Source organism: Nitrospirota bacterium (genome assembly GCA_016180645.1).
GTDB lineage: Bacteria > JACPQY01 > JACPQY01 > JACPQY01 > JACPQY01 > JACPAV01.
Genome location: JACPAV010000020.1, coordinates 61,862 through 79,172, shown reverse-complemented (window position 1 = coordinate 79,172; position 17,311 = coordinate 61,862). Strand labels below are relative to the sequence as shown.

The following is a 17,311-nucleotide window of genomic DNA, read 5'->3' as shown; positions in this document are numbered from 1 at the left end:
CTCACAACAGCGGTTCATCCCAGCTGAATGCCCCGAGAATGTGTTCTCGCAGATACTCCGTCAGTGGCCCCCAGCCCTCGGTCTCGAACACCTTGTACGTCCCGCCTGAGGCTGAAAGTTTTTCCAGTTCCTCGATCACATAGTCCACCTCCATGTCGCCGGTTCTCCAGCGAAGACACTTGAGCATCCCATCGATGGATTGAGGCACGTCTTTCACAAGTCCTTGTTTTCTTCCCCGGAGCCAGACCCAAAGTGTCGGGATGTTGCTCGGATTGAACCGCATTAAGAGCGATCCCCCCAGCGCATCCCCCGCTCCGTACTGCGCTATCAGCACGAGGACCCCGGCCGCCTTCTGCGCGCAGTCCTCCGGCTTCAGGTATCCTCGCCGTCTGAAGACCGACGACAGGCGTGACTCGACTTCCACCAACAGCTCATACAGAACCGGGCGGCGCGCGTCCCGGGAAGCTTCACCCCCGTTGATCGCACCACCTGAAACGGCCGAGCCGGCCCCATTTTTCGCGTCGGATTCATGTGGGGGGATCATGCCGCTTGTTGGCCCTCGCGGCCGTACCATCTTGGATCGATGATTTTCACCCGCAGCCCATTTCCCACCGCGGCTTTCACACACTCCCCCACGAGTCCGGCTCTTTCATTCCAGACGGCGATCAGAGCTTCCGCCTGCCCGATGATCCACTTATTTCGTTGGGGGATCTTCCACGGTCCGTAGCCTCGCCCGCAGACGAAGACCACGTCCTCCGCTTTCTCCAGGAGGTCCCAGTAGTGCTTGCGCGATTCTTCCGGCCAGTCTCTCTCCCATCCATCGTAAGCGATGGCCGCGACGAACGGGACCTTCATCTCCATGCACAGCTCCGCAAAATCGGTTTCCGGGCCGAGTCCCAATCCCGTGATCCCCTTCGAGATGGTCATCGAGACCATGGTTTGGGCCATCTGTGAACGAATGCCCCTCCGAACCGCGGACTCCCGATCGAACCCTCCCGACTCCCTCGCGGGTACACTGATCGTGCAGACGACCAGTGAATTCCTTTCTCGGTCTACGCCAGGAAGCGTGGCTCTCCTCCCGGAGGCCTTGGGTCGGCCGGGGCTGGGGGCTTTCCTCGTACGGGCTCTCGCCCTTCCACTTTCCGTCCCAGTCTCTTGAATAGCTTTCCCAGGAGGGCCGGCACGTTCACCGTCACGAAGACTCCCGCTCCCCGCACGGCCTCCCTTCCGATGTCTTTCCCCGTCTCTTCCCAGGAACCCATGGGTTCTCCTTTCGTAGTACTTGTATGGTGCTTTCCCACGGCCTCGCTCGGCCGCGCCATCCCGTCCTCACCAGGTCCCCCTCCTGACCGTGATCAGTAGGCCCTTGGCATTGGCTCCTTCAGATGGCGATAGTCGATAACGAGCCACGGCTTCTCTCTCTCCGCTCGGCTCACGCATTCACGGCATCTTGGACCCAGATCCATCGGGTAGGCATGCACCGAACTCGTCTCCACCCACCTGATAGCGCGTTTCACCGCCTTGCGCCTTGGATGGTAACGGCATAGAACCACCCTTTCCCCGCCGTCCTTTCTTCCCCCTCCAGGTCGTGTGCTCCGGGCGGCCCCAGGTTTACCTCCGGCCTGCATGAAGCTCCGTCAGAACCTGCTCGGCCCCCATGACAAATAGCTTGTCGTCCGGAATCGTTTCGCATAGCTCAACGAATCCCCTGATGTTGAGATCGACCCGCAGGACGCATTCCTCTCCGGTGGTCATGTCTTTGCCGATGACTCCCAGGCTGTGGTCCTCGCCCATCGCCCACGTACGTCCACCGCTCTCGACGCTGCGCCCCTTGAGCAGCAGACTCAGCACCTTTACCGCCTTGTGTTGCTTCATGTATTTCCTCCATTTGCGCCACAGGCCCCGCTCTCGTATTCCCGCCACACCCCAGGCCAGTCTATGGTCTCGGCACCCTCATCGTTCATGATGTAATCCTCCACCAGCGTGAGGATTCGGTCCTTCTCGTCTTCCGTCCATGTCCCGCGATCAAGAATCGACTGGTACTCGATCACGCCGTCGGGTCGGATGCACACATGACGTTGAATTTCGTGCTGGTCCATCAGGCCCTTAACGGCAGGCGACATCCAAGAGCCGCCCGATCCTCCGGCCGGTCGCATCTCAGCAAGGCATCAAGCAGCTCCTCGATCGGCCGGTCATTCCCTTCGGTCTCTTCCTCGATGAGTTTATCCCGCTCTAGCCACGCCGATTCAAGGGCGTCGCAGAGCGCGATGACGTCCTTTTCTTGAACGGGCTCATGCCGCATCGCTTTCACTCGGATGGCCTTCAGTTGGTCAGGGGTCATGTTCTCCTTTTCGTCGCCTTGGTCCGACCGCAAGCAGGATGATCATGGGGACGGTTTTCCCGCTCTTTCTCCATGTCTGTCATGTGATCCTTCTCGGCCCCGGCCCGCGAATCCAGCAGAAATCCCGCGAGTGTCGATCCACACTGACAATCGGCGTTCCAGCGCCCATCTGGTCGCTGATACCAATCCAGCCTCAGGCAACCTGTTTCGCTCACGTCCCCGCGCGGCTTACGGCCACTCTCCAGCTGGATGATCACCATGTGCGGTGTCCACCGGTGCCCGGACGGACATTCATAAAACGCCGTCCACACCGTCTTGCCTGACTCGGCAAGCACGACCGTTCCGCACGAGACAATTTCAGGCCTCTGACGACAGGAAGGGCACTGAGTCTCCTCTTCACCAAATGGGTGCTGTACCTTGGTGTCGCGTACCCTCATTTTACGAGCGTTGCCCTTTCAATCTGAGGCGTCCGAGGAGAACAAGACCGGGAGGGGGAAGCGCGAACGAGAATTTGCGGCCTGACGACTACTGAAGCCGCTGCTTCTGCTGGCGCTCGTACTGGCGGCCCATAACGACCGCAAAGCCGCAGAAGCCGAGCACGATCAGAAAGAATACACTCATTGCCAGCGATGCAGTATCCATGTTCATAACTTATCACCCCGTCCCCTGCCCGTCAACCACACCGCCAAGCAGATTCACGCGGCGGGGCCGGATTCCCCACCCGGCTCCATTCCAATCGCGCTGTTCAGAACGCGCTCACGGGCGCCCCCGAAGGGACCGTCGTCAATACCCCGGCGCTGACACGCCGCCCGCCGCCGTGAATCTACTGGAGACTCCTGATTTGCAATTTCACCTGTGTCATCGCTTCACCCTTCGATTGACTCAGGGCCTTATGAGGTCCTGAGCTTGCCGAAGGGCCCTTTCGTGCGTCTGACCCGTTTACTGCAATGGATGCAGTTCCCTGACGCGCCGGCGTGGCTACGCGCGTGGGCCGAAATGACCCCCCGTCATCCCACCACTTGAAAGGGGCGCGGAATCCGCCTGCGGCGGACCCGTTCCGGGTCGGTTTCAGGTGGTGGGATCATGCGGCCTCCCCCTCCGCGGCAGCTGCCGCCTTCGCCTCGGCCTCCGGATCCTTGTACCGTTGGAACCGGATCTGCGTATCTTTCGTCCCGGCCTTTTCCAGGACCTCCGGCAGGAGATCCTTTGCCTTGCCCCGGCCGAGGGTTCGGAGGGCCGCTTCGATCCCGGCCTGCGTGCTCTTGAGGGCCTTCCGGCAGCCTTCTTCGCCGACGCCGAGGCCTTTCAGGACCTCGACCACCTTGTCGCTTTCATTGAGGACCACCTTGTTGATCGGAACGAGCCCCAGATGCGACCCGTCTCCGAGGTCCATGTCTCCGTTGGCGCCGGCCCAGGCCCTCAGCCGCTCCGTGTAGGATTTTTCGAGTCCTCGGATGAACATGAGCTGCCTCGCGGCGTCTTCCGCGTCCCCCCTCGTCCCGAGGGCGAGCGGTCCCCACCCCCAGATTTCGCCGAAGAGTTTGCACCGCGTCGGGTACGAGCAGAACGCGCAGTGGGCTCCCGCCTTGGGCTCCCATTTGCGCTCGGCCTGGATCTCCGCCATGCGGGCGTCGATTTCATCGCGGATGGAGGGGAGCTCGGCCGCCGGGATCACGGCCTGGCGCCGCGCCCCGAACCGCGCGTAGAAGAGCCGGACCCGGATTTCCGGGCCGATGCTCTCCGGCCACATGAGCGCCGCGGCCAGCGCGTACCTCTTCAGCTGTTTGGAACTCCCGACCGTCTGATGGCGTTCGATGACCCGGTCGCTTTTGAAATCTTCGATCACAAGCGTTCGGCTTCCGCTGTCTTCCCCCTCCATCTCGTCGCCCCCCACCGTCCGTTCCCAAAGGACGTGGTCCAGTCTGAATCGGAAGTACACCTTTCGCCGGTCGTCCCACGGCACCTCGCACCAGTCCCGGTCGAAGGCTGCTCCCAGCTCCACGCCGACGTGGTCCGCCGGGTTTTCGACCCGGTAGTCCCGGATGAATCGCCCGATGATCCGGGCTGCGTCCTCCGCTTCATCCTCGTGGAGGTTCCTGCCGAACTCGAGGGCCTTGGCCGTTCCCCAATCGAAGTCCGATTCCACGCCCGCTTCAATGCAGTGCCTGACGTAGGTCTCCGCGAACGCGTGGAACTCGATGCCGACGACGAGCGGGGTCACTGTGGGCGCCGGGATCTTGTCCAGGTACTGCATCTTGAACCAGCTCGGGCAGTCATCGTACCGTTCGAGCCGGCTGTTGCTCCCGCGAATGATCCCACCACCTGCAACCGCCTCGGAACGAGGCGCATCCGCGCCTGTTGCAGGTGGTGGGATGAACGCCCGGCGCGACGCAAGGACCCTATGATTCTTCATGTCGTCGTCCGTGGAGCGAAGCGGAGGGGACGGCATCCGATCCCCCCTCTTCCTACGCCGCCTTCGGCCGGCGCAGGTGGTCAAGCTTTCCGAAGGGGTCGCTGGACACGTCCTGCCACCAGGACCGATCGCTCGGCTGGATTTCCTGGCCCTGGACCCCGACGACGTGGAACTCCATGTCCATCGGCCGGATTCCGAACCGGAAGTAGCGGCCCTCTTTCGGCATCAGGAAAGCGAACCCGTCCATGCACCGGCCGAGTTCCCCGATCGGGACATCGAACACGAAATGCCCGCCCTCCTCCATTCGCCGGCGGACCTTTTCGACGATATCCCGCGTGGAGATCTTGGCCAGGTAGCTGCCGACCGGCTTGGCCGGGGATGCCAAGCCCGTTCCCCTTGAGCCGGCGTCGGGTGCTTCCGCCGTGGCCCGGTAGATACTCAGCCGCTGTTCGTCCTGGTCGAAAATGACCGGTACCCCGAAGAGACCCTTTTCATCCATGGTCTTGAAGACGGTGAATGCGCTGTCCATTTCTTCAAATGGGATCACGGCTGCGAGCTCCCCTTTGGTCAGCACCTTTTCAGCCACTGGTCCTCCTTCTTGGCGACCGCTCCGGGCCGCTCGGTCCTGTTCGAATCTCAAAATGGCATTTCATCCCACACACCCGAATCCGCCCGACTCGAATGCGTCGCCGACTTCTGCGTCTCGCTCGACTCGTTCCCGGAAATCCTTCAGTGTCAGCGGCTCGGACTTTCCGCCGCGTCGATCCCTGAGAATAGACACGTTCTTCTGCAGAAAGGCTCTGATCTCCTGCTCGCGCTTCTCGTGGAAAGCGTAGCGTTCCGGCAGCACTGTCAAGAGGCGCCGGAATTGCGCCTGACCCGCCTTGACGCAAAACCCACCGCAATTATTATGGGGAAAACCCATCTCATAAAGCCGGGGCGGTTTGATGCCTTCGATTTTCAAGAGGTCCAGCATCTGCGTTTTGGTCAAATACGGTGCCTCACACAGGGGTGCTTCATACCGAAACGGCGCACAGCGTTTGCGCAATCTGTCCAGGCGATGAGCCTCCGACCAGTCGATGCCGATGTAGCAGATGTCCTCCGCCGGGTTGACATGGGCATCGCGCCACCTGTCCAACATTCTGCGCTTGAGAATCTTCGAACACGGATCTACACGGCTATTCCCCAGAAAACGCTGATCGAAGAATACCGTCCATGGATCGCGACCTTCCGTCAAGCGGATGAGTGTGCCCCCGACATTTCCGGCGGCCTCAGCAATGAAACGGTAAAGGTCCTCGTCCTCCATGAGTACGTCAGCGAACAGAAGGGTAAGGTCCTTCGTCCCATACTGCACCGCAACTCGCTTTGCCGCCGCCCACGATCCGACGCCACCGGAAAAGCTGACAATATGCTTCACGTTTTCCGTGTAATCAGGACACGACCGGGCCGCCCTGCTTCTGGAGCGCTTAGTGTCAGACGTGCGCCTTCCCAGGCGGTCTGGTCCTCCCCCGCCTGCCGCAACGGCGCGGGCAGGCCCATCCCGTTTGCGTGACCTTTTGGCTGCAACAGATAGAGTGTTCTCCTCCCCGCCTGACCGCCATCCTGTATTCCCCCCGTCGCCATCTTCTCGATGAGATCGCCCCGATCCGGGTACAGGCTCATGTCCGGACGGTAGCCGTCGCATTCTCCCGGCTGGCAGATCATGCAGACCAGGTCCTCCCGTCCGTGCTCATGCCGCTCATGACCGCAGACGCACATCCCCGGCCTCCGCTGACGCCCCACGCTGCTTGAAGTAGGCCTTCGCGTTCTCCACGACGAGTTTCAGCGTCTGGAGGTCCTCCGGTTGCATCTCTTCGACCGAGAGCAGCTTGCGGATGTCCTCTCCCTGGAACTCTCCATAGAGTCGGCCGATCGCCGCATTGAGGAACGCCGCGATGACCGTTTCGATCTGATCGAACGAGAGCACGACTTTCCGGCCCTGACGAAGCAGGGGAATGATTCGATCGCACACCCGGTCTCCGTCTCGGGCCGACACGCACAGGGGTCCCTGCACGAGGTCGTAAATCCTCACGCGTACCGGCTCCTCCGTTTCGGAACTCACCTTTTCAGCCACTTGTCCTCCTTCTTCCCACCGCTCCACGTCCCTCGGCTTCTGCACCGCTTAGTGTGAGACGTGCGCCTTTCGAGCCGGTCCTATGCTTCCCTGTGCCGTTCACGTGACCCTTTGAGTGCAACGGATTGAGTGATCTTCTGCGCGGCTGACTCTCGTCCTTTCCCTTTCCCCTGGGGGAGGGATTCACGCGGGGGAATCGCGTATCCCGCGTGCCACTGGACAGGCCCTTTTCCAGGCTTGGAAGCCGGACTCGTCGTCCAAGGTGTATACTTTCGGCATGCGTAAACAGATCGACCGGCTGATCCTCTCAGGCTTCCAGATGTGGGGAGTCCCGCCCCGTCTCGCCCGCGCCGACCGCCGACTGGTCCTCGCGCGTGGTGGCGACCTTCTCTCCTCTATGCTGGCGCTCTTTTGCATCGTCGTCGCCGGCCTCGGCGCAAAGCTTTATTTCGGCAAGGCGCTCCATCTCCCCTTCGCTTCCTGGCTCGTGGTGTACGGAGTGACCTCGTACCTTCAGGCCTGGCATCTGATCTGTATCGCCCGGGCTTTCATGCTGATTCGCCGCATCCAGCGCGCCGGCTAGAACCTGCGACCGGTCCCACAGGAAGTGGTTCCCACGGGACGCCGGCTCACGTTTGGAAGGTGCGTGCCCCGCACCAATCCCGACGAATACCTTTCCCAAGCGGACAGTGGGAAGGCGACTCTGCTATGCGTAGCGCTTCGCAGAGCATAGAGCCGCCTGGTCGGCTGCACACCTCGCCCAAGAATGGATGGTCGCAAGGATTGGTGCGGGGCGTGCCCGGCCCCTTCCATGGGACCGAACACAAAATGTGACTGACCCCGGCGTGCGTCCCCGCACTCCGGACGAGTCTCTTCCCGAGTCCCGTCCTACCCGGGATTTCTCGTAACCGTCACGAAGGCGCTGTCCGCAAGCTTCACGACGTCATCATCGCACAGGGAGTACTTCGCGGCGAGGGTCTTGGCCCTGTCGAGGGATTCCTTCATGAGCTCCTGTGCGGTCCTCCCGCTCGATCGGTGTTTGAACGCGTAGATCGCCATCGTGATCCCCATGGATACGAGCGTCCCCGTGGTGACCTGCATCTCCCCGAGGAGTTTTCGGGCCTCTTCGGTGCAGGTGTCCATCACTTCGAACGCCTTTTCCAGCGGGGATCGCCGCGGCGCCTCGGGAGCCTTCGGCTGCTCCGGCTTGGCGCTTGCCCCGACGCTGTCCTTCCCGCCGTGGATCAGGGTCAGTTTTCCGCCCGGACCCATCAGGATCCGGCCCTCCACCACCTTGAACCCGTCGGCCTTGATGGTTTGGCCTTCCAGTGTCTTCCCGAACGCCTTCGTACCCACGAGCCGGAGCCGGCGTTTGGTCCCCTTTTCGTCTCGGAGCAGGATGTCCTGCTGTTTCACGCTTCCCGCCGTCACCTGGCCCTCGACGGCGAGCACTGTTCCTGTCAACATAATGCGACCTCCTTCACTGTAATTTTCTGGGCGACCATCGATTTGACCGCTTGATGCCCCTACACGTTCCAACCTTCGCAGCAGAAGCGGATGCTTCTGCGGAGTAGGCTCCCCCAGCCCTAGAAGGGGATCTCATCATCCCACCACCTGTCCGCCTCAGGCGGACCGGAAGGCAGGTCTTTGACCTGGTGGCAGGTGGTGGGATCCTGGGCTGTATCTCTCCCCCACCCTCCCATGCGCCTGCCGATGGAAACTGAGAGGCGATAAATTCTTTCCTTGATGCCCCAGACCCATGACTCCAGCCGCTCCCATACCGGCCGGCCTCTCTCGTATACCGCCGCCACCACGCGTCCGCGCTTTGCCCCGCAGGCACGGTACAGAAACTTTTCCACGATCAGCAGCCCCCGTCTCACGTCTATGGCCCGCGCCCCCATATTCTCGGGACCCGCTTCATAGGCGTTCACCCCATGATCCGTGACCTTCACTTGGAACCGGACAAGGTTCACGGGTTGGTGCCACACCACCGTCATACCGTCCACGCGAAATACAAAGCGATACAGGAGGTGCTCCGCGTAGATCCCGCCCCTGCAATTCCAGCACCTGCACCCCGGACACTCTGTTGATATGGCTGGTGTCGAGCAGTTCCGGTTCGACGGGCTCTCATGGAAGTACTTGCCTGACCCGCCGCATCGGCGACATTTCAGCGTCTGGCGATCCATCCCTACGGACGTCGCATGACCCTGCAGGTAGAGAAGTTCAATGAGGTCGCGCTTGAGCTCGTAGATGAGGCCCGCATGAAGCGCCCAGGATCTCCGCGCGTGCCGGTTGAGCACGACCATTCGATCGACGGCACCCCGCAAAGTGGGCCTTCCCTGGGTCACGAGCCATGCGCGATCACAGAGCCAGTCACCGTAGCCCTTGAGCGTCAGCATTGCGTGATCCTCCTCTCTACCCGCTCGGCCGGAACCACATCACCGTTTTCGGGTTGCCGGCCAGTCGCCGAATTCTGTGGTAGACGACCCGCGCCTCATCGTCTCCGATCGCCTCATGCTGCTCCCCAGCTTGCGGCGCACTCGGGTGCAGCACCCGATGGTTCCCCAAGTCCCACGGCTCAACATTCGAGATCCTGGCCAGGAGCCTGGATTCTTCCGATGTCGCCGCTACGGCAACCGCCCCGATAACGAGCGCGTTCTCCGGCACATCCTTGTACCGCTCCGGGCCGTAGACCAGAGCACCCTCCTTTTTCAGGTGGATGAACGGACCAATCACGATGATGTCCGCATGTACTCCCATGGTCTCCTCCCTTGATTTCCTTGCCGGTCACAGCCATGTCCCCTACCTGCCGGACCGGCTGCTTTGCATCTGGCTTGGCTCCGCCTCCCTGTCGGTGGCGCCGGCGGGCGATGCAAGGACCCCATGACATTTCATCTCGCGACGCGAAGATCCCATATCGATTCCTGTCGTCGTCCCGGTGCCGATCCCCATGCCCTTCCAATCACCGTCCCCGGAGGGGGCCGAAGCGGAGCGAAGGGGATCGTCCCTGGAGCGGGCCTACTCCGCCGAAGCAGCGGCTGCGAAGGCTGGAAGCGGAAGGGGGGGTCCCTTATCGAGAGACCCCCTACCTTCTGCGACTACTCCGGCTCGACCGGAAGATCCTGTTCCGTGGGCGGCTCGGCCGTGTGGCCGTTGCCATTGCCGTTGCCGTTTTTCGAGAGACGCATGACGCTTAGCGCCACGATCTCGACTCGGCTGCGCTTCTGCCCGTCCTTCACGTACCGGTTCTCACGCAGACGCCCGTGCACCTCGACCAGTTGGCCCTTCTCGATCTTTTCGGCGTGTCGCTCGGCCGCTTTGCCGAAACTGACCACGTTGAAAAAGCTCGCGACGGGGTCCTTCTTGCCGGGAATCAGCTCGTTCACCGCGACGCGAAACGTCGCGACGGCCTTGCCCGCCCCGCTGTAACGAAGCTCCGGCTTCGCCGTGAGTCTCCCAGTACCCGATACCATCAACATAGACATCACCTCCTTTCTCCGATGTTCGTCGGTCTGTTCATCGGCCGCCATGCAGCCGACTGACTTGTTTGAAGCTTTACCGCGCTCGTGCGCTCGCTTCTCGCGCCCGAGGTCCTCGTCGTCTTCGGCCTACGTTCCGGTCAGTCGTTCGAACGCAAGGACATTGTCGCCCGCCGCCCGCTCCGGCCTCGACGCAAGGCTCCCATGGTTTTTCATCTCGTCGTCCCTGGAGCGGAGCGAAAGGGACGGCTCGGTCCTCGGACCCCGACGCCCGCCGCCTCCCCCCGGGCGCCGCCCCCGCTCGCGCACCAGCCATATGATGGCCAGCGTCGTTGACGGCACAACAAGGAGCCCGTGCACGCTGCACGCCACGATAGCCCCCGTCTGTCCGTACTCCGGCATGGTCGCGTTGTACATCCACACCACGGACGCCAATAGGAAGACCTCCAACAGAATCGCACATGCGACTTTCATCAGCGTAACCTCCGTTTTGCGTTCCCACTCGTTCCCCGCACTCGTTGTCCGGCGCGGATCGGCACGTTCGCCGCGCCTGCCTGCTCGGGCCTCACTTTCGATCCGGCGCCACTTTCCCTCGGCGTCCATCGCGGATGCCCCCGACGCTCGCACGGCCGGAAGCCCCGCCTTCCGCCCGCAGGACGCGGAAGCGGTGCCGGAAGCGGCCAGGATGGCCGACCCGGCCTCCTTGCTACGCCTCGCCCGCTCGGACAGCTTCGTCCGCGCGAACCTGAGTCCGACCACCGATACCGCGGCCGCTTCCGCCGCGACTCCGACGGTCAACCGCACCAAGTCACGCGCCAGTGCCTCCATCGCTTACTCCTCCTTATGAGAAAGCAACGAGTGCCGAGCAACGGGCAACGAGTGAAGAGACCCATTCCTTCCTCTCCGAAACTCATTGCTCATTGCTCAGGACTCATTGCTCCTGTCTACGCCGCCCTCTTTTGCGACTCCGCGGCCTCCCGCGCGAGGAAGTCCGCGCGATCGTTGAACGTATTTCCGCTGTGCCCGGGTACACGCTTCACCACGAGCTGTTTCTCCATGACCAGCCGCCGGGTCTCGCTGACGAGACCCGCGTGTGATTTCACCTTCCATGCCAGTGTGACAACGCCCCGCGCCCAGTCGGAGTCGGTGTAAATCTCGGACCCGCGAGGCGCGATTTCCGCTGCTTTGTGCAGCGCCAGAAGCTCCGCCAGGTTGTTCGTTCCCTCCGGGTAGGACTCCGATATCTCGGAGAGCCGGGAAGGGCGCCTGTCGACCACAACGATCCCGATCCCCATCGGTCCACCCGGATTCCCGAGGCAGCTCCCGTCACAGTACAGCCGCTGCGCCATCTGACTTCCCGTTTCTCCCGTTGCCACCGAACGTAATCGACTCGAACCGATCATCCAGGTGTCGGTTGAGAATCTGTCGAACTTCCTCCCACCCGAGTTCCCCTGCTCCGCAACCGGGTCTCGGCAACACCACCCGCCGCCACCCCATCACCTCCGTGAGGCTTCGGAGCTGCTTTGCCGATTGATCGATCAGACTCGGCAGCGCCTTGAGTGCCCACCCCGGCACCATCGCTCCCCGATGGAAGCGACTACGCAGGTGGCTCACGACATTCGAACCTGTGCTCATCCACCGGTCAGGCTTCACGGGAAATGCCACGACGTGGTACGGCGTCCGGAACCTGCCCAGCACGCCTCCAGGCGTGCCTACAACCTGCTCAGATAGGAGCGTAACCCGCACCCCCTCCTTCTGAATGCGCGAACCCAGCATCCCTGGCAGTTCCGGCCAGAGATCCGCCGCCTGCTTGGCGCAGCCGCGCCCCATCACCGCTTCGCCGTTCGCCTTCACAAACCCGTTGGTCGTCAGACAGATGGCGTCCGCCTCCTGGTCGAACAGGTCGCCAACAACTTCAATCATTCAGCGCCCTCCTGCGATCCCGTTCGGTCACCGGTCGATGATCCTCGCGGCTGAACCAACTCAAACAGCTCCTCATCGCTGATCGTCTTCAGGTTGACCGCCTTTCCATCCAAGAGACGCAGGGTGCGCCCCCCCTGCGCACGCAGTACGACCACCGACCTTGTCCCGGTGGCCTTCTCCCAGTTCGACAGGGCTTGACACAGCGAACTGAGCGCACTCCCCATCTCAGCTGATGCATCCTCAATGTCCGCCATTGTTCACCTCCTCCAGTTCACCGCCCACGCTTGGAACCCGCCCCTGCCCCCCGACCATTTCGGGGCTCCCCAGCCGCCGCGCCACCTCCAGCGCCCCCTTCTTGTACACGGTCACGCATACGAGCTCTCCCGCCGCGTCATACACGGCCCAGAACCGGCTCCCGTCGTATCGCTCAACCCTCGCTCCCATCACGCCCACTCCACTCCGGCCCACATCGACAGAAAGACGCCGCATGGACACCCCATCACCCAGCACCAGCCCTCAAGCGGGCTGTGCTCGCCCCGCTCGTGTCCACACGTGCACATGACGTCTCCTTTCCATCGGTCGGGCCAACATCCACACTTCCACGCCGATCACCAGCCATTCCACGCGCGCCCACTGCCGGCGCAAGAAACGGAACAACCAACTTCTCCGCATGACGCACCCTCCAGTGAAAGCAGTTGGCCCCCCCGAAGCGGACCCCAAACATGAAACGAATCGGCCTGCCCCACCTCGACCCCTTCGTCCCAATCGAGGCGTAGCAGACCGTCGTGATTCTCGAAGCTGGGAAACAATCGGGGTCCGAAAACCCTATCGCGATCGTCTCACCTTGCGCGCTGGTGACTCCCAGGGGACGCGCGGACACGCTTCAATGCCCCTTGGTCATGACCGTCCTTCTCTCGTTAGACTTTCGGCAGTGCACGGCCTTCGAACAGGCCTCCTCCTTCACCGCCCTACCCGTCTCCCAAGGAATGCCTCGGGGACGCATCCACCTCTCGGCAGACGCGCCCCCGGCATTCGCGCGGTGGGTGGGATTCACTTTCCAGGAGGAATGAAGGCTCGATGTAATTTATGGAGCGGCTGGACCCGGCTTGATACGGGTTCGTCCATTGTTCAGTGCCCGATACTTTCACAGGCGCTTACCCTCGGGCTTAGCGGGGTTTCGACCTCGTTGGAGGCCTCAGCATGTCCTTCCACGCGGCCACCCGCTCCAAACCCTCATGCGCGGACCGGCCTTGATACCGGCTCCCCTCGGTTTCAGATCTCGGGACTGCTCACACCTAGCCAAGGGCTACAGCAGTTCTCGCGTGTCCTTCCACGCCGCCACGCACTTCAATTTCCACGCCCACGCGCACCCTGTCGAACGCACGCGCCAGCTGCTCGTCGTCCGTGGCATCCACCACGATCATCCGGTCTGCCGCGCCGTGTCCCTCAACAACGGTCCACTCCGCTGGCTCTACGTGGTCGTCAACCCTGAACCACGTCCGCGAGAAATCCATGGCATCCGTCTTCAACACACCCCACGGCGCCACCCCAATGTCGCCCGTCGAAACACCCAAAGCCTCAAGACGCGGCGCAAGCTTCCCGCGGATCTCCTTCTCCTGCCAGCACGTCAGCAGAATGACCTCCATGTGCGCCGTCGCCCACGTCAGGAACTCCGCGACACCGGGCCTGATACGTTCGTCACCACCCTTCTCCTCGGTCAGGATCACCCCATCGATGTCGAGATACAAAACAGGACGCCTCGACATCCAAACCCCTTAGGCGGCGCGCAGCGCCGGCTCCGCCGTCACCATCCGCCCACTCCGGACACTTGGCTGAACCCCCTCAAGACCGAGAAGCTTCCGCGCCACAAACAGCACCGCATGGCGAAACTTCTTCGCCCGTGGATCCACCGTCCCCCTGAACTCGAACCGGCACATCCCCTCCTCGTACCCATTCTTCGACGTCTCCAGACTTGACGCCGTCTTCACCGCAAGAAGCGACGCGGGCGACGCACTCACCGAGATCCACAGGTCACCTCGCTTTCGCCGAGAACCGGATATCACCACCAGCTGGTGGTTCACCCGGTTGCGAATAACCAAGCCAATGCAGTGCTGATCCCCGTAACGGTCCTCGGAAACCGAGAGCTCGTACTTTCTCATTTCGTTCCTCCTTCCCCTTGTTGGGCTTTCACACTGAAGGTGGAAAGCCCTTCTTCATGTTCTCCCTGATCCGCGCCCACCCCCTCCTTGTCCGTCCCCCCCGCGTTCATCGATAGCCCCACGCCCCGTGTTCCTATCTCTTCCGTCCCATTGCTCCTCCTTGCCGTATAGGTATTAGTCCCCTCCCTCACCCTCAAAAGGGTGAGTGGGTGGGGTAGCTGTTCCTCTGTCCCCTCTCCCCCCCCTGTTCCTCCCAGTCTCACGCGCGCAAAACTGCCGCTCTTTTCCTCTGTTTCTCTGTTCCTTTTCCCCTCTTCGGCGCCGCCAAAGGCGGCGCCCTGTTCCTAATGTCGGGGCAAAAATACGATCAAATGAGATAAATATCCCCCCTGAGATAATTCACTAACCGCCCGAAACTTCGCAACAAAGCCAACCTGAGATAATTCCCTCGGGCACCTGAGATAATTCCGGAATTATCTCAGGGTAACAAAACCAATCTGAGCTAACCTGAGATAATTCCATCCGGGACCTGAGATAATTCGGGGGACTAGCGCAGGTAGCGACAAATCCCTCCGGGACCTGTATCAATTCCCGAAACGCATGCAACATTCATGTAGCCAGCCCGACCCATGCCTGATTTCCGGTGCCTCCTGAACCTTACCCGAACGACTGCAACCCACCACCCAATCCCTATGAGGAACAGACCAAACAAAGCTCCAGCTCCAGCCCCCCACGCGCCAAACACCCGGCCACACCAACCCGTTCCATACTTTTCCTCCGCCTGGCGCATCCAATTCCAAGAGTTCGCCGCTCCATCCGTTGCACTAAAATGGTCACTCACCCACGCCACTTTCGAACCAATCCAAGGCCTCGACACACACCGCACAGCTCCATGCCACCCCATTCCCATGAGGCTTCGCTGATCAGCCCAGGTTCCTAGCGCCTCAACCGACAGGCCGCACCTTTCCCGTTCATCTCCTTCTCCCGCGAGTCTTGCTACGCTATTGACCACCCCACACTTGGCCCCTCCACTCCGGCCCCACTCAATCCGGTAGAAGGACAAGAATGCCAGCGCGGCGATCACCATCCCCACGCACACCACCGAACGTTCGACTGCAAACCCTTCACCCCTGCGCACCGCCCATGAGCCCACTACCGAGGAGAATACAAGCCAAACCCTCTTCGCCGTCCTCGGATAGAATCCGACAACGATCGCACCACATCCAGAAGCCGCAATCCCCACCTGAATCGCAGCCGGAATACCAAGGCGCGTCCAGAGCCACTGCCCCGTAAACATCCATAGACCCATCGCAGCAACAAACCCCGCCAACACCAGAAGAAACACCTGGATCGCCGCCGCCCGGATAAAGCCTACCCGTAGCCACAGCCACACGAATCCAAAGGGGCTCACCAATGCCTGCTTCATCATGCGCCACCTTTTCTATGCGCCAACATGCCTCTATTGTAGCTCACCCAATCCCCGGCACCGGCCCAGCTACCATCCATTCCGTTCCCTGTCGGCTCAACTCCGCGACCATCTTCTGTGATAAATTCTCCATAAAGCCTATGGCCCCCCAACAGCGCTGTCGATTGATCGTCACAACGACCGCGTTCATCACCGGTATCCTTTGCTCCCCCGGCCCCCGGCTCTCCCTGGCAGATCCTTCCCGCCGGCAGGATGCCGAAGCGGTGCCGGAAGCGACCAGGACGGTCGACCCGGCCTACGTCGACGGCCCCGCGAATCGCAGCATGTCTCGTGCAATGCTCCTGTCTTTGATTCCCGGCGCAGGGCACGCATACCTTGGCGACTACTCCCGAGCCGCAGCGTATTCCGCGGCTCCCGCAGCGCTCGTCGCGACAGGCTACATCCTTGATCGCTCCGCCACCGACTATTCATATGCCGATCAAAACATCGCCTACCACTTGGCCGAGAAAACCTACCAGCTCAGCATCGCCACGACCTATCTTGCCGCCCGGCATTCATTCAGACAGTCCCGCACAAACGGCCTGGCCAACGCTCCGCCCTCCGAGGGGCGGCTCCTTCTTGCCCCCTTCTCACCCACCACACTCAGCGACCCTTGGGTCCACTTCGGATGGATCCTCGCTTCCTCCGCCACCACGATCGAAGCGCTCACGCGCCGCGCCTCTCGTTACGACGACATCAGGACCATCGAACGCGCCGACCATACGTTCTCCAAATCTTCCGGCACAGCCCTCTACGGAAGCGAACTTGTCTCGGGGTCCATCATGACGGCTGCGGCCGAGGAGGCTTTCTGGCGAGGTATGGTTCAGGAAGAACTTCAGGACAGTACCGGTCGTTGGCCGGGCATACTCCTCGCCTCCGCCCTCTTTGGATTCGCCCACACCCTCCCCTCAGGCACGTCCACGGAAAAAACGGATCGCTTTCTGAACGGCACTCTTGGGGGACTCTACCTGGGACTCCTCTTCGACAAGCGCTCACACCGTCTTGCGCCTGTCGTGGCCGCACACTTCTGGTACAACATCGCGGTCGGCACCACCCTATTCCTGGTTGACCCCTTGAATAATCCCCTCCGATTCCAGTTCACGCTGAAATTCTGACGTGGGTGGGAACTGGTACAAGATCGGTCGCATGACACACTGAGCGTAATGGGTCGACATCCTGAGAACTGCGGAAACGCTGCAAACGGGTCCTACAGGCCGGGAGGCCCTCGAATTCCGAGTTTGTGCGGATTACGCCCCCAATCTTAGCTCAATAAAAACCTATATCGAGTTCGAGATCTTCAAGCATCCTCAGAAGTTGGTTTTCCCGCCGAACAAATGTAAAGCGCCTTATTGGGATGTGTGCCAGTGTCGGCATCACATCGCTTACCGTTGGAGGCGATCTCTTCGTGAAGGAGCGCG

The 17,311-nt window shown here is 61.5% G+C and carries 24 protein-coding genes; 2 read left to right on the top strand and 22 right to left on the bottom strand.

The genetic code is table 11. The features are described from left to right. Nucleotide 1 precedes the first annotated feature (1 nt). From HYT87_12915 to HYT87_12865, 11 genes are all read right to left on the bottom strand, one after another. A complete protein-coding gene (locus tag HYT87_12915) occupies nucleotides 2-544 on the bottom strand; it encodes a hypothetical protein (protein ID MBI2060664.1) in 543 nt (180 codons plus the stop codon). After that, nucleotides 541-927, bottom strand: coding sequence for a DUF1273 family protein (locus HYT87_12910; protein ID MBI2060663.1), 387 nt, complete (start codon nucleotides 925-927; stop codon nucleotides 541-543). The genes HYT87_12915 and HYT87_12910 overlap by 4 nt, the downstream gene beginning before the upstream one ends. A 125-nt stretch (nucleotides 928-1,052) precedes the next feature. Then, nucleotides 1,053-1,262: a hypothetical protein gene (locus tag HYT87_12905; protein ID MBI2060662.1), complete on the bottom strand. Its 210-nt coding sequence runs from the start codon at nucleotides 1,260-1,262 to the stop codon at nucleotides 1,053-1,055. A gap of 349 nt (nucleotides 1,263-1,611) precedes the next feature. Then, on the bottom strand, nucleotides 1,612-1,875 hold the full coding sequence (locus tag HYT87_12900; protein MBI2060661.1) for a hypothetical protein: 264 nt from the start codon (nucleotides 1,873-1,875) through the stop codon (nucleotides 1,612-1,614). Next, nucleotides 1,872-2,123, bottom strand: a complete 252-nt coding sequence (locus HYT87_12895) for a hypothetical protein (GenBank protein ID MBI2060660.1) — start codon at nucleotides 2,121-2,123, stop codon at nucleotides 1,872-1,874. The genes HYT87_12900 and HYT87_12895 overlap by 4 nt, the downstream gene beginning before the upstream one ends. Then, on the bottom strand, nucleotides 2,099-2,341 hold the full coding sequence (locus HYT87_12890) for a hypothetical protein (GenBank protein MBI2060659.1): 243 nt from the start codon (nucleotides 2,339-2,341) through the stop codon (nucleotides 2,099-2,101). The genes HYT87_12895 and HYT87_12890 overlap by 25 nt, the downstream gene beginning before the upstream one ends. Before the next feature lie 1,081 nt (nucleotides 2,342-3,422). Further along, nucleotides 3,423-4,790, bottom strand: coding sequence for a PD-(D/E)XK nuclease family protein (locus HYT87_12885; protein MBI2060658.1), 1,368 nt, complete (start codon nucleotides 4,788-4,790; stop codon nucleotides 3,423-3,425). Nucleotides 4,791-4,806: 16 nt separating this feature from the next. After that, nucleotides 4,807-5,340, bottom strand: a complete 534-nt coding sequence (locus tag HYT87_12880) for a hypothetical protein (GenBank protein ID MBI2060657.1) — start codon at nucleotides 5,338-5,340, stop codon at nucleotides 4,807-4,809. Nucleotides 5,341-5,403: 63 nt separating this feature from the next. After that, nucleotides 5,404-6,171 (bottom strand): hypothetical protein, encoded by a 768-nt coding sequence (locus HYT87_12875; GenBank protein MBI2060656.1) that lies wholly within the window; start codon nucleotides 6,169-6,171, stop codon nucleotides 5,404-5,406. Then, on the bottom strand, nucleotides 6,168-6,512 hold the full coding sequence (locus HYT87_12870) for a hypothetical protein (GenBank protein MBI2060655.1): 345 nt from the start codon (nucleotides 6,510-6,512) through the stop codon (nucleotides 6,168-6,170). Before HYT87_12870 ends, HYT87_12875 begins: the two co-directional genes overlap by 4 nt. After that, nucleotides 6,493-6,825 (bottom strand): STAS-like domain-containing protein, encoded by a 333-nt coding sequence (locus HYT87_12865; GenBank protein MBI2060654.1) that lies wholly within the window; start codon nucleotides 6,823-6,825, stop codon nucleotides 6,493-6,495. The genes HYT87_12870 and HYT87_12865 overlap by 20 nt, the downstream gene beginning before the upstream one ends. Nucleotides 6,826-7,144: 319 nt before the next feature. Between HYT87_12865 and HYT87_12860 the strand changes: the two genes are divergently transcribed. After that, on the top strand, nucleotides 7,145-7,450 hold the full coding sequence (locus HYT87_12860) for a hypothetical protein (protein ID MBI2060653.1): 306 nt from the start codon (nucleotides 7,145-7,147) through the stop codon (nucleotides 7,448-7,450). Nucleotides 7,451-7,755: 305 nt separating this feature from the next. Here the strand turns inward: HYT87_12860 and HYT87_12855 are convergent, their stop codons facing one another. From HYT87_12855 to HYT87_12805, 11 genes are all read right to left on the bottom strand, one after another. Further along, the gene (locus HYT87_12855; protein ID MBI2060652.1) at nucleotides 7,756-8,334 is read right to left on the bottom strand and encodes a hypothetical protein; all 579 of its coding nucleotides are present in this window, start codon (nucleotides 8,332-8,334) and stop codon (nucleotides 7,756-7,758) included. A gap of 119 nt (nucleotides 8,335-8,453) precedes the next feature. Further along, entirely contained in the window at nucleotides 8,454-9,266 is an 813-nt protein-coding gene (locus HYT87_12850; protein MBI2060651.1) for a hypothetical protein, read from the bottom strand. A gap of 16 nt (nucleotides 9,267-9,282) precedes the next feature. Next, entirely contained in the window at nucleotides 9,283-9,627 is a 345-nt protein-coding gene (locus HYT87_12845) for a hypothetical protein (GenBank protein ID MBI2060650.1), read from the bottom strand. A gap of 338 nt (nucleotides 9,628-9,965) precedes the next feature. Beyond that, nucleotides 9,966-10,340: a single-stranded DNA-binding protein gene (locus tag HYT87_12840; GenBank protein MBI2060649.1), complete on the bottom strand. Its 375-nt coding sequence runs from the start codon at nucleotides 10,338-10,340 to the stop codon at nucleotides 9,966-9,968. A gap of 135 nt (nucleotides 10,341-10,475) precedes the next feature. Then, nucleotides 10,476-11,174 carry a hypothetical protein gene (locus tag HYT87_12835; GenBank protein MBI2060648.1) on the bottom strand — a complete coding sequence of 233 codons (699 nt, stop codon included), beginning with the start codon at nucleotides 11,172-11,174 and terminating at the stop codon, nucleotides 10,476-10,478. A 116-nt stretch (nucleotides 11,175-11,290) separates the two neighbouring features. Next, on the bottom strand, nucleotides 11,291-11,695 hold the full coding sequence (locus tag HYT87_12830) for a hypothetical protein (protein MBI2060647.1): 405 nt from the start codon (nucleotides 11,693-11,695) through the stop codon (nucleotides 11,291-11,293). After that, a complete protein-coding gene (locus tag HYT87_12825; GenBank protein MBI2060646.1) occupies nucleotides 11,673-12,269 on the bottom strand; it encodes a hypothetical protein in 597 nt (198 codons plus the stop codon). The genes HYT87_12830 and HYT87_12825 overlap by 23 nt, the downstream gene beginning before the upstream one ends. After that, on the bottom strand, nucleotides 12,266-12,523 hold the full coding sequence (locus HYT87_12820; GenBank protein MBI2060645.1) for a hypothetical protein: 258 nt from the start codon (nucleotides 12,521-12,523) through the stop codon (nucleotides 12,266-12,268). The genes HYT87_12825 and HYT87_12820 overlap by 4 nt, the downstream gene beginning before the upstream one ends. Next, nucleotides 12,510-12,758 carry a hypothetical protein gene (locus tag HYT87_12815; GenBank protein ID MBI2060644.1) on the bottom strand — a complete coding sequence of 83 codons (249 nt, stop codon included), beginning with the start codon at nucleotides 12,756-12,758 and terminating at the stop codon, nucleotides 12,510-12,512. Before HYT87_12815 ends, HYT87_12820 begins: the two co-directional genes overlap by 14 nt. 806 nt (nucleotides 12,759-13,564) lie before the next feature. Next, the gene (locus HYT87_12810) at nucleotides 13,565-14,035 is read right to left on the bottom strand and encodes a hypothetical protein (protein MBI2060643.1); all 471 of its coding nucleotides are present in this window, start codon (nucleotides 14,033-14,035) and stop codon (nucleotides 13,565-13,567) included. A gap of 9 nt (nucleotides 14,036-14,044) precedes the next feature. Next, nucleotides 14,045-14,428, bottom strand: a complete 384-nt coding sequence (locus HYT87_12805) for a hypothetical protein (GenBank protein ID MBI2060642.1) — start codon at nucleotides 14,426-14,428, stop codon at nucleotides 14,045-14,047. A 1,689-nt stretch (nucleotides 14,429-16,117) separates the two neighbouring features. Here HYT87_12805 and HYT87_12800 point away from each other — a divergent pair. Continuing rightward, nucleotides 16,118-17,008, top strand: a complete 891-nt coding sequence (locus HYT87_12800; GenBank protein ID MBI2060641.1) for a CPBP family intramembrane metalloprotease — start codon at nucleotides 16,118-16,120, stop codon at nucleotides 17,006-17,008. The last annotated feature ends 303 nt before the right edge of the window (nucleotides 17,009-17,311 follow it).

What these genes read in the sequence shown, in the direction of transcription:
- HYT87_12915 (MBI2060664.1), bottom strand. Translation starts at nt 544, where the DNA reads ATGATCCCCCCACATGAATCCGACGCGAAAAATGGGGCCGGCTCGGCC.
- HYT87_12910 (MBI2060663.1), bottom strand. Translation starts at nt 927, where the DNA reads ATGACCATCTCGAAGGGGATCACGGGATTGGGACTCGGCCCGGAAACC.
- HYT87_12890 (MBI2060659.1), bottom strand. Translation starts at nt 2,341, where the DNA reads ATGACCCCTGACCAACTGAAGGCCATCCGAGTGAAAGCGATGCGGCAT.
- HYT87_12900 (MBI2060661.1), bottom strand. Translation starts at nt 1,875, where the DNA reads ATGAAGCAACACAAGGCGGTAAAGGTGCTGAGTCTGCTGCTCAAGGGG.
- HYT87_12830 (MBI2060647.1), bottom strand. Translation starts at nt 11,695, where the DNA reads ATGGCGCAGCGGCTGTACTGTGACGGGAGCTGCCTCGGGAATCCGGGT.
- HYT87_12825 (MBI2060646.1), bottom strand. Translation starts at nt 12,269, where the DNA reads ATGATTGAAGTTGTTGGCGACCTGTTCGACCAGGAGGCGGACGCCATC.
- HYT87_12815 (MBI2060644.1), bottom strand. Translation starts at nt 12,758, where the DNA reads ATGCGGCGTCTTTCTGTCGATGTGGGCCGGAGTGGAGTGGGCGTGATG.
- HYT87_12810 (MBI2060643.1), bottom strand. Translation starts at nt 14,035, where the DNA reads ATGTCGAGGCGTCCTGTTTTGTATCTCGACATCGATGGGGTGATCCTG.
- HYT87_12850 (MBI2060651.1), bottom strand. Translation starts at nt 9,266, where the DNA reads ATGCTGACGCTCAAGGGCTACGGTGACTGGCTCTGTGATCGCGCATGG.
- HYT87_12895 (MBI2060660.1), bottom strand. Translation starts at nt 2,123, where the DNA reads ATGTCGCCTGCCGTTAAGGGCCTGATGGACCAGCACGAAATTCAACGT.
- HYT87_12870 (MBI2060655.1), bottom strand. Translation starts at nt 6,512, where the DNA reads ATGTGCGTCTGCGGTCATGAGCGGCATGAGCACGGACGGGAGGACCTG.
- HYT87_12885 (MBI2060658.1), bottom strand. Translation starts at nt 4,790, where the DNA reads ATGCCGTCCCCTCCGCTTCGCTCCACGGACGACGACATGAAGAATCAT.
- HYT87_12855 (MBI2060652.1), bottom strand. Translation starts at nt 8,334, where the DNA reads ATGTTGACAGGAACAGTGCTCGCCGTCGAGGGCCAGGTGACGGCGGGA.
- HYT87_12835 (MBI2060648.1), bottom strand. Translation starts at nt 11,174, where the DNA reads ATGGAGGCACTGGCGCGTGACTTGGTGCGGTTGACCGTCGGAGTCGCG.
- HYT87_12820 (MBI2060645.1), bottom strand. Translation starts at nt 12,523, where the DNA reads ATGGCGGACATTGAGGATGCATCAGCTGAGATGGGGAGTGCGCTCAGT.
- HYT87_12840 (MBI2060649.1), bottom strand. Translation starts at nt 10,340, where the DNA reads ATGGTATCGGGTACTGGGAGACTCACGGCGAAGCCGGAGCTTCGTTAC.
- HYT87_12805 (MBI2060642.1), bottom strand. Translation starts at nt 14,428, where the DNA reads ATGAGAAAGTACGAGCTCTCGGTTTCCGAGGACCGTTACGGGGATCAG.
- HYT87_12905 (MBI2060662.1), bottom strand. Translation starts at nt 1,262, where the DNA reads ATGGGTTCCTGGGAAGAGACGGGGAAAGACATCGGAAGGGAGGCCGTG.
- HYT87_12845 (MBI2060650.1), bottom strand. Translation starts at nt 9,627, where the DNA reads ATGGGAGTACATGCGGACATCATCGTGATTGGTCCGTTCATCCACCTG.
- HYT87_12860 (MBI2060653.1), top strand. Translation starts at nt 7,145, where the DNA reads ATGCGTAAACAGATCGACCGGCTGATCCTCTCAGGCTTCCAGATGTGG.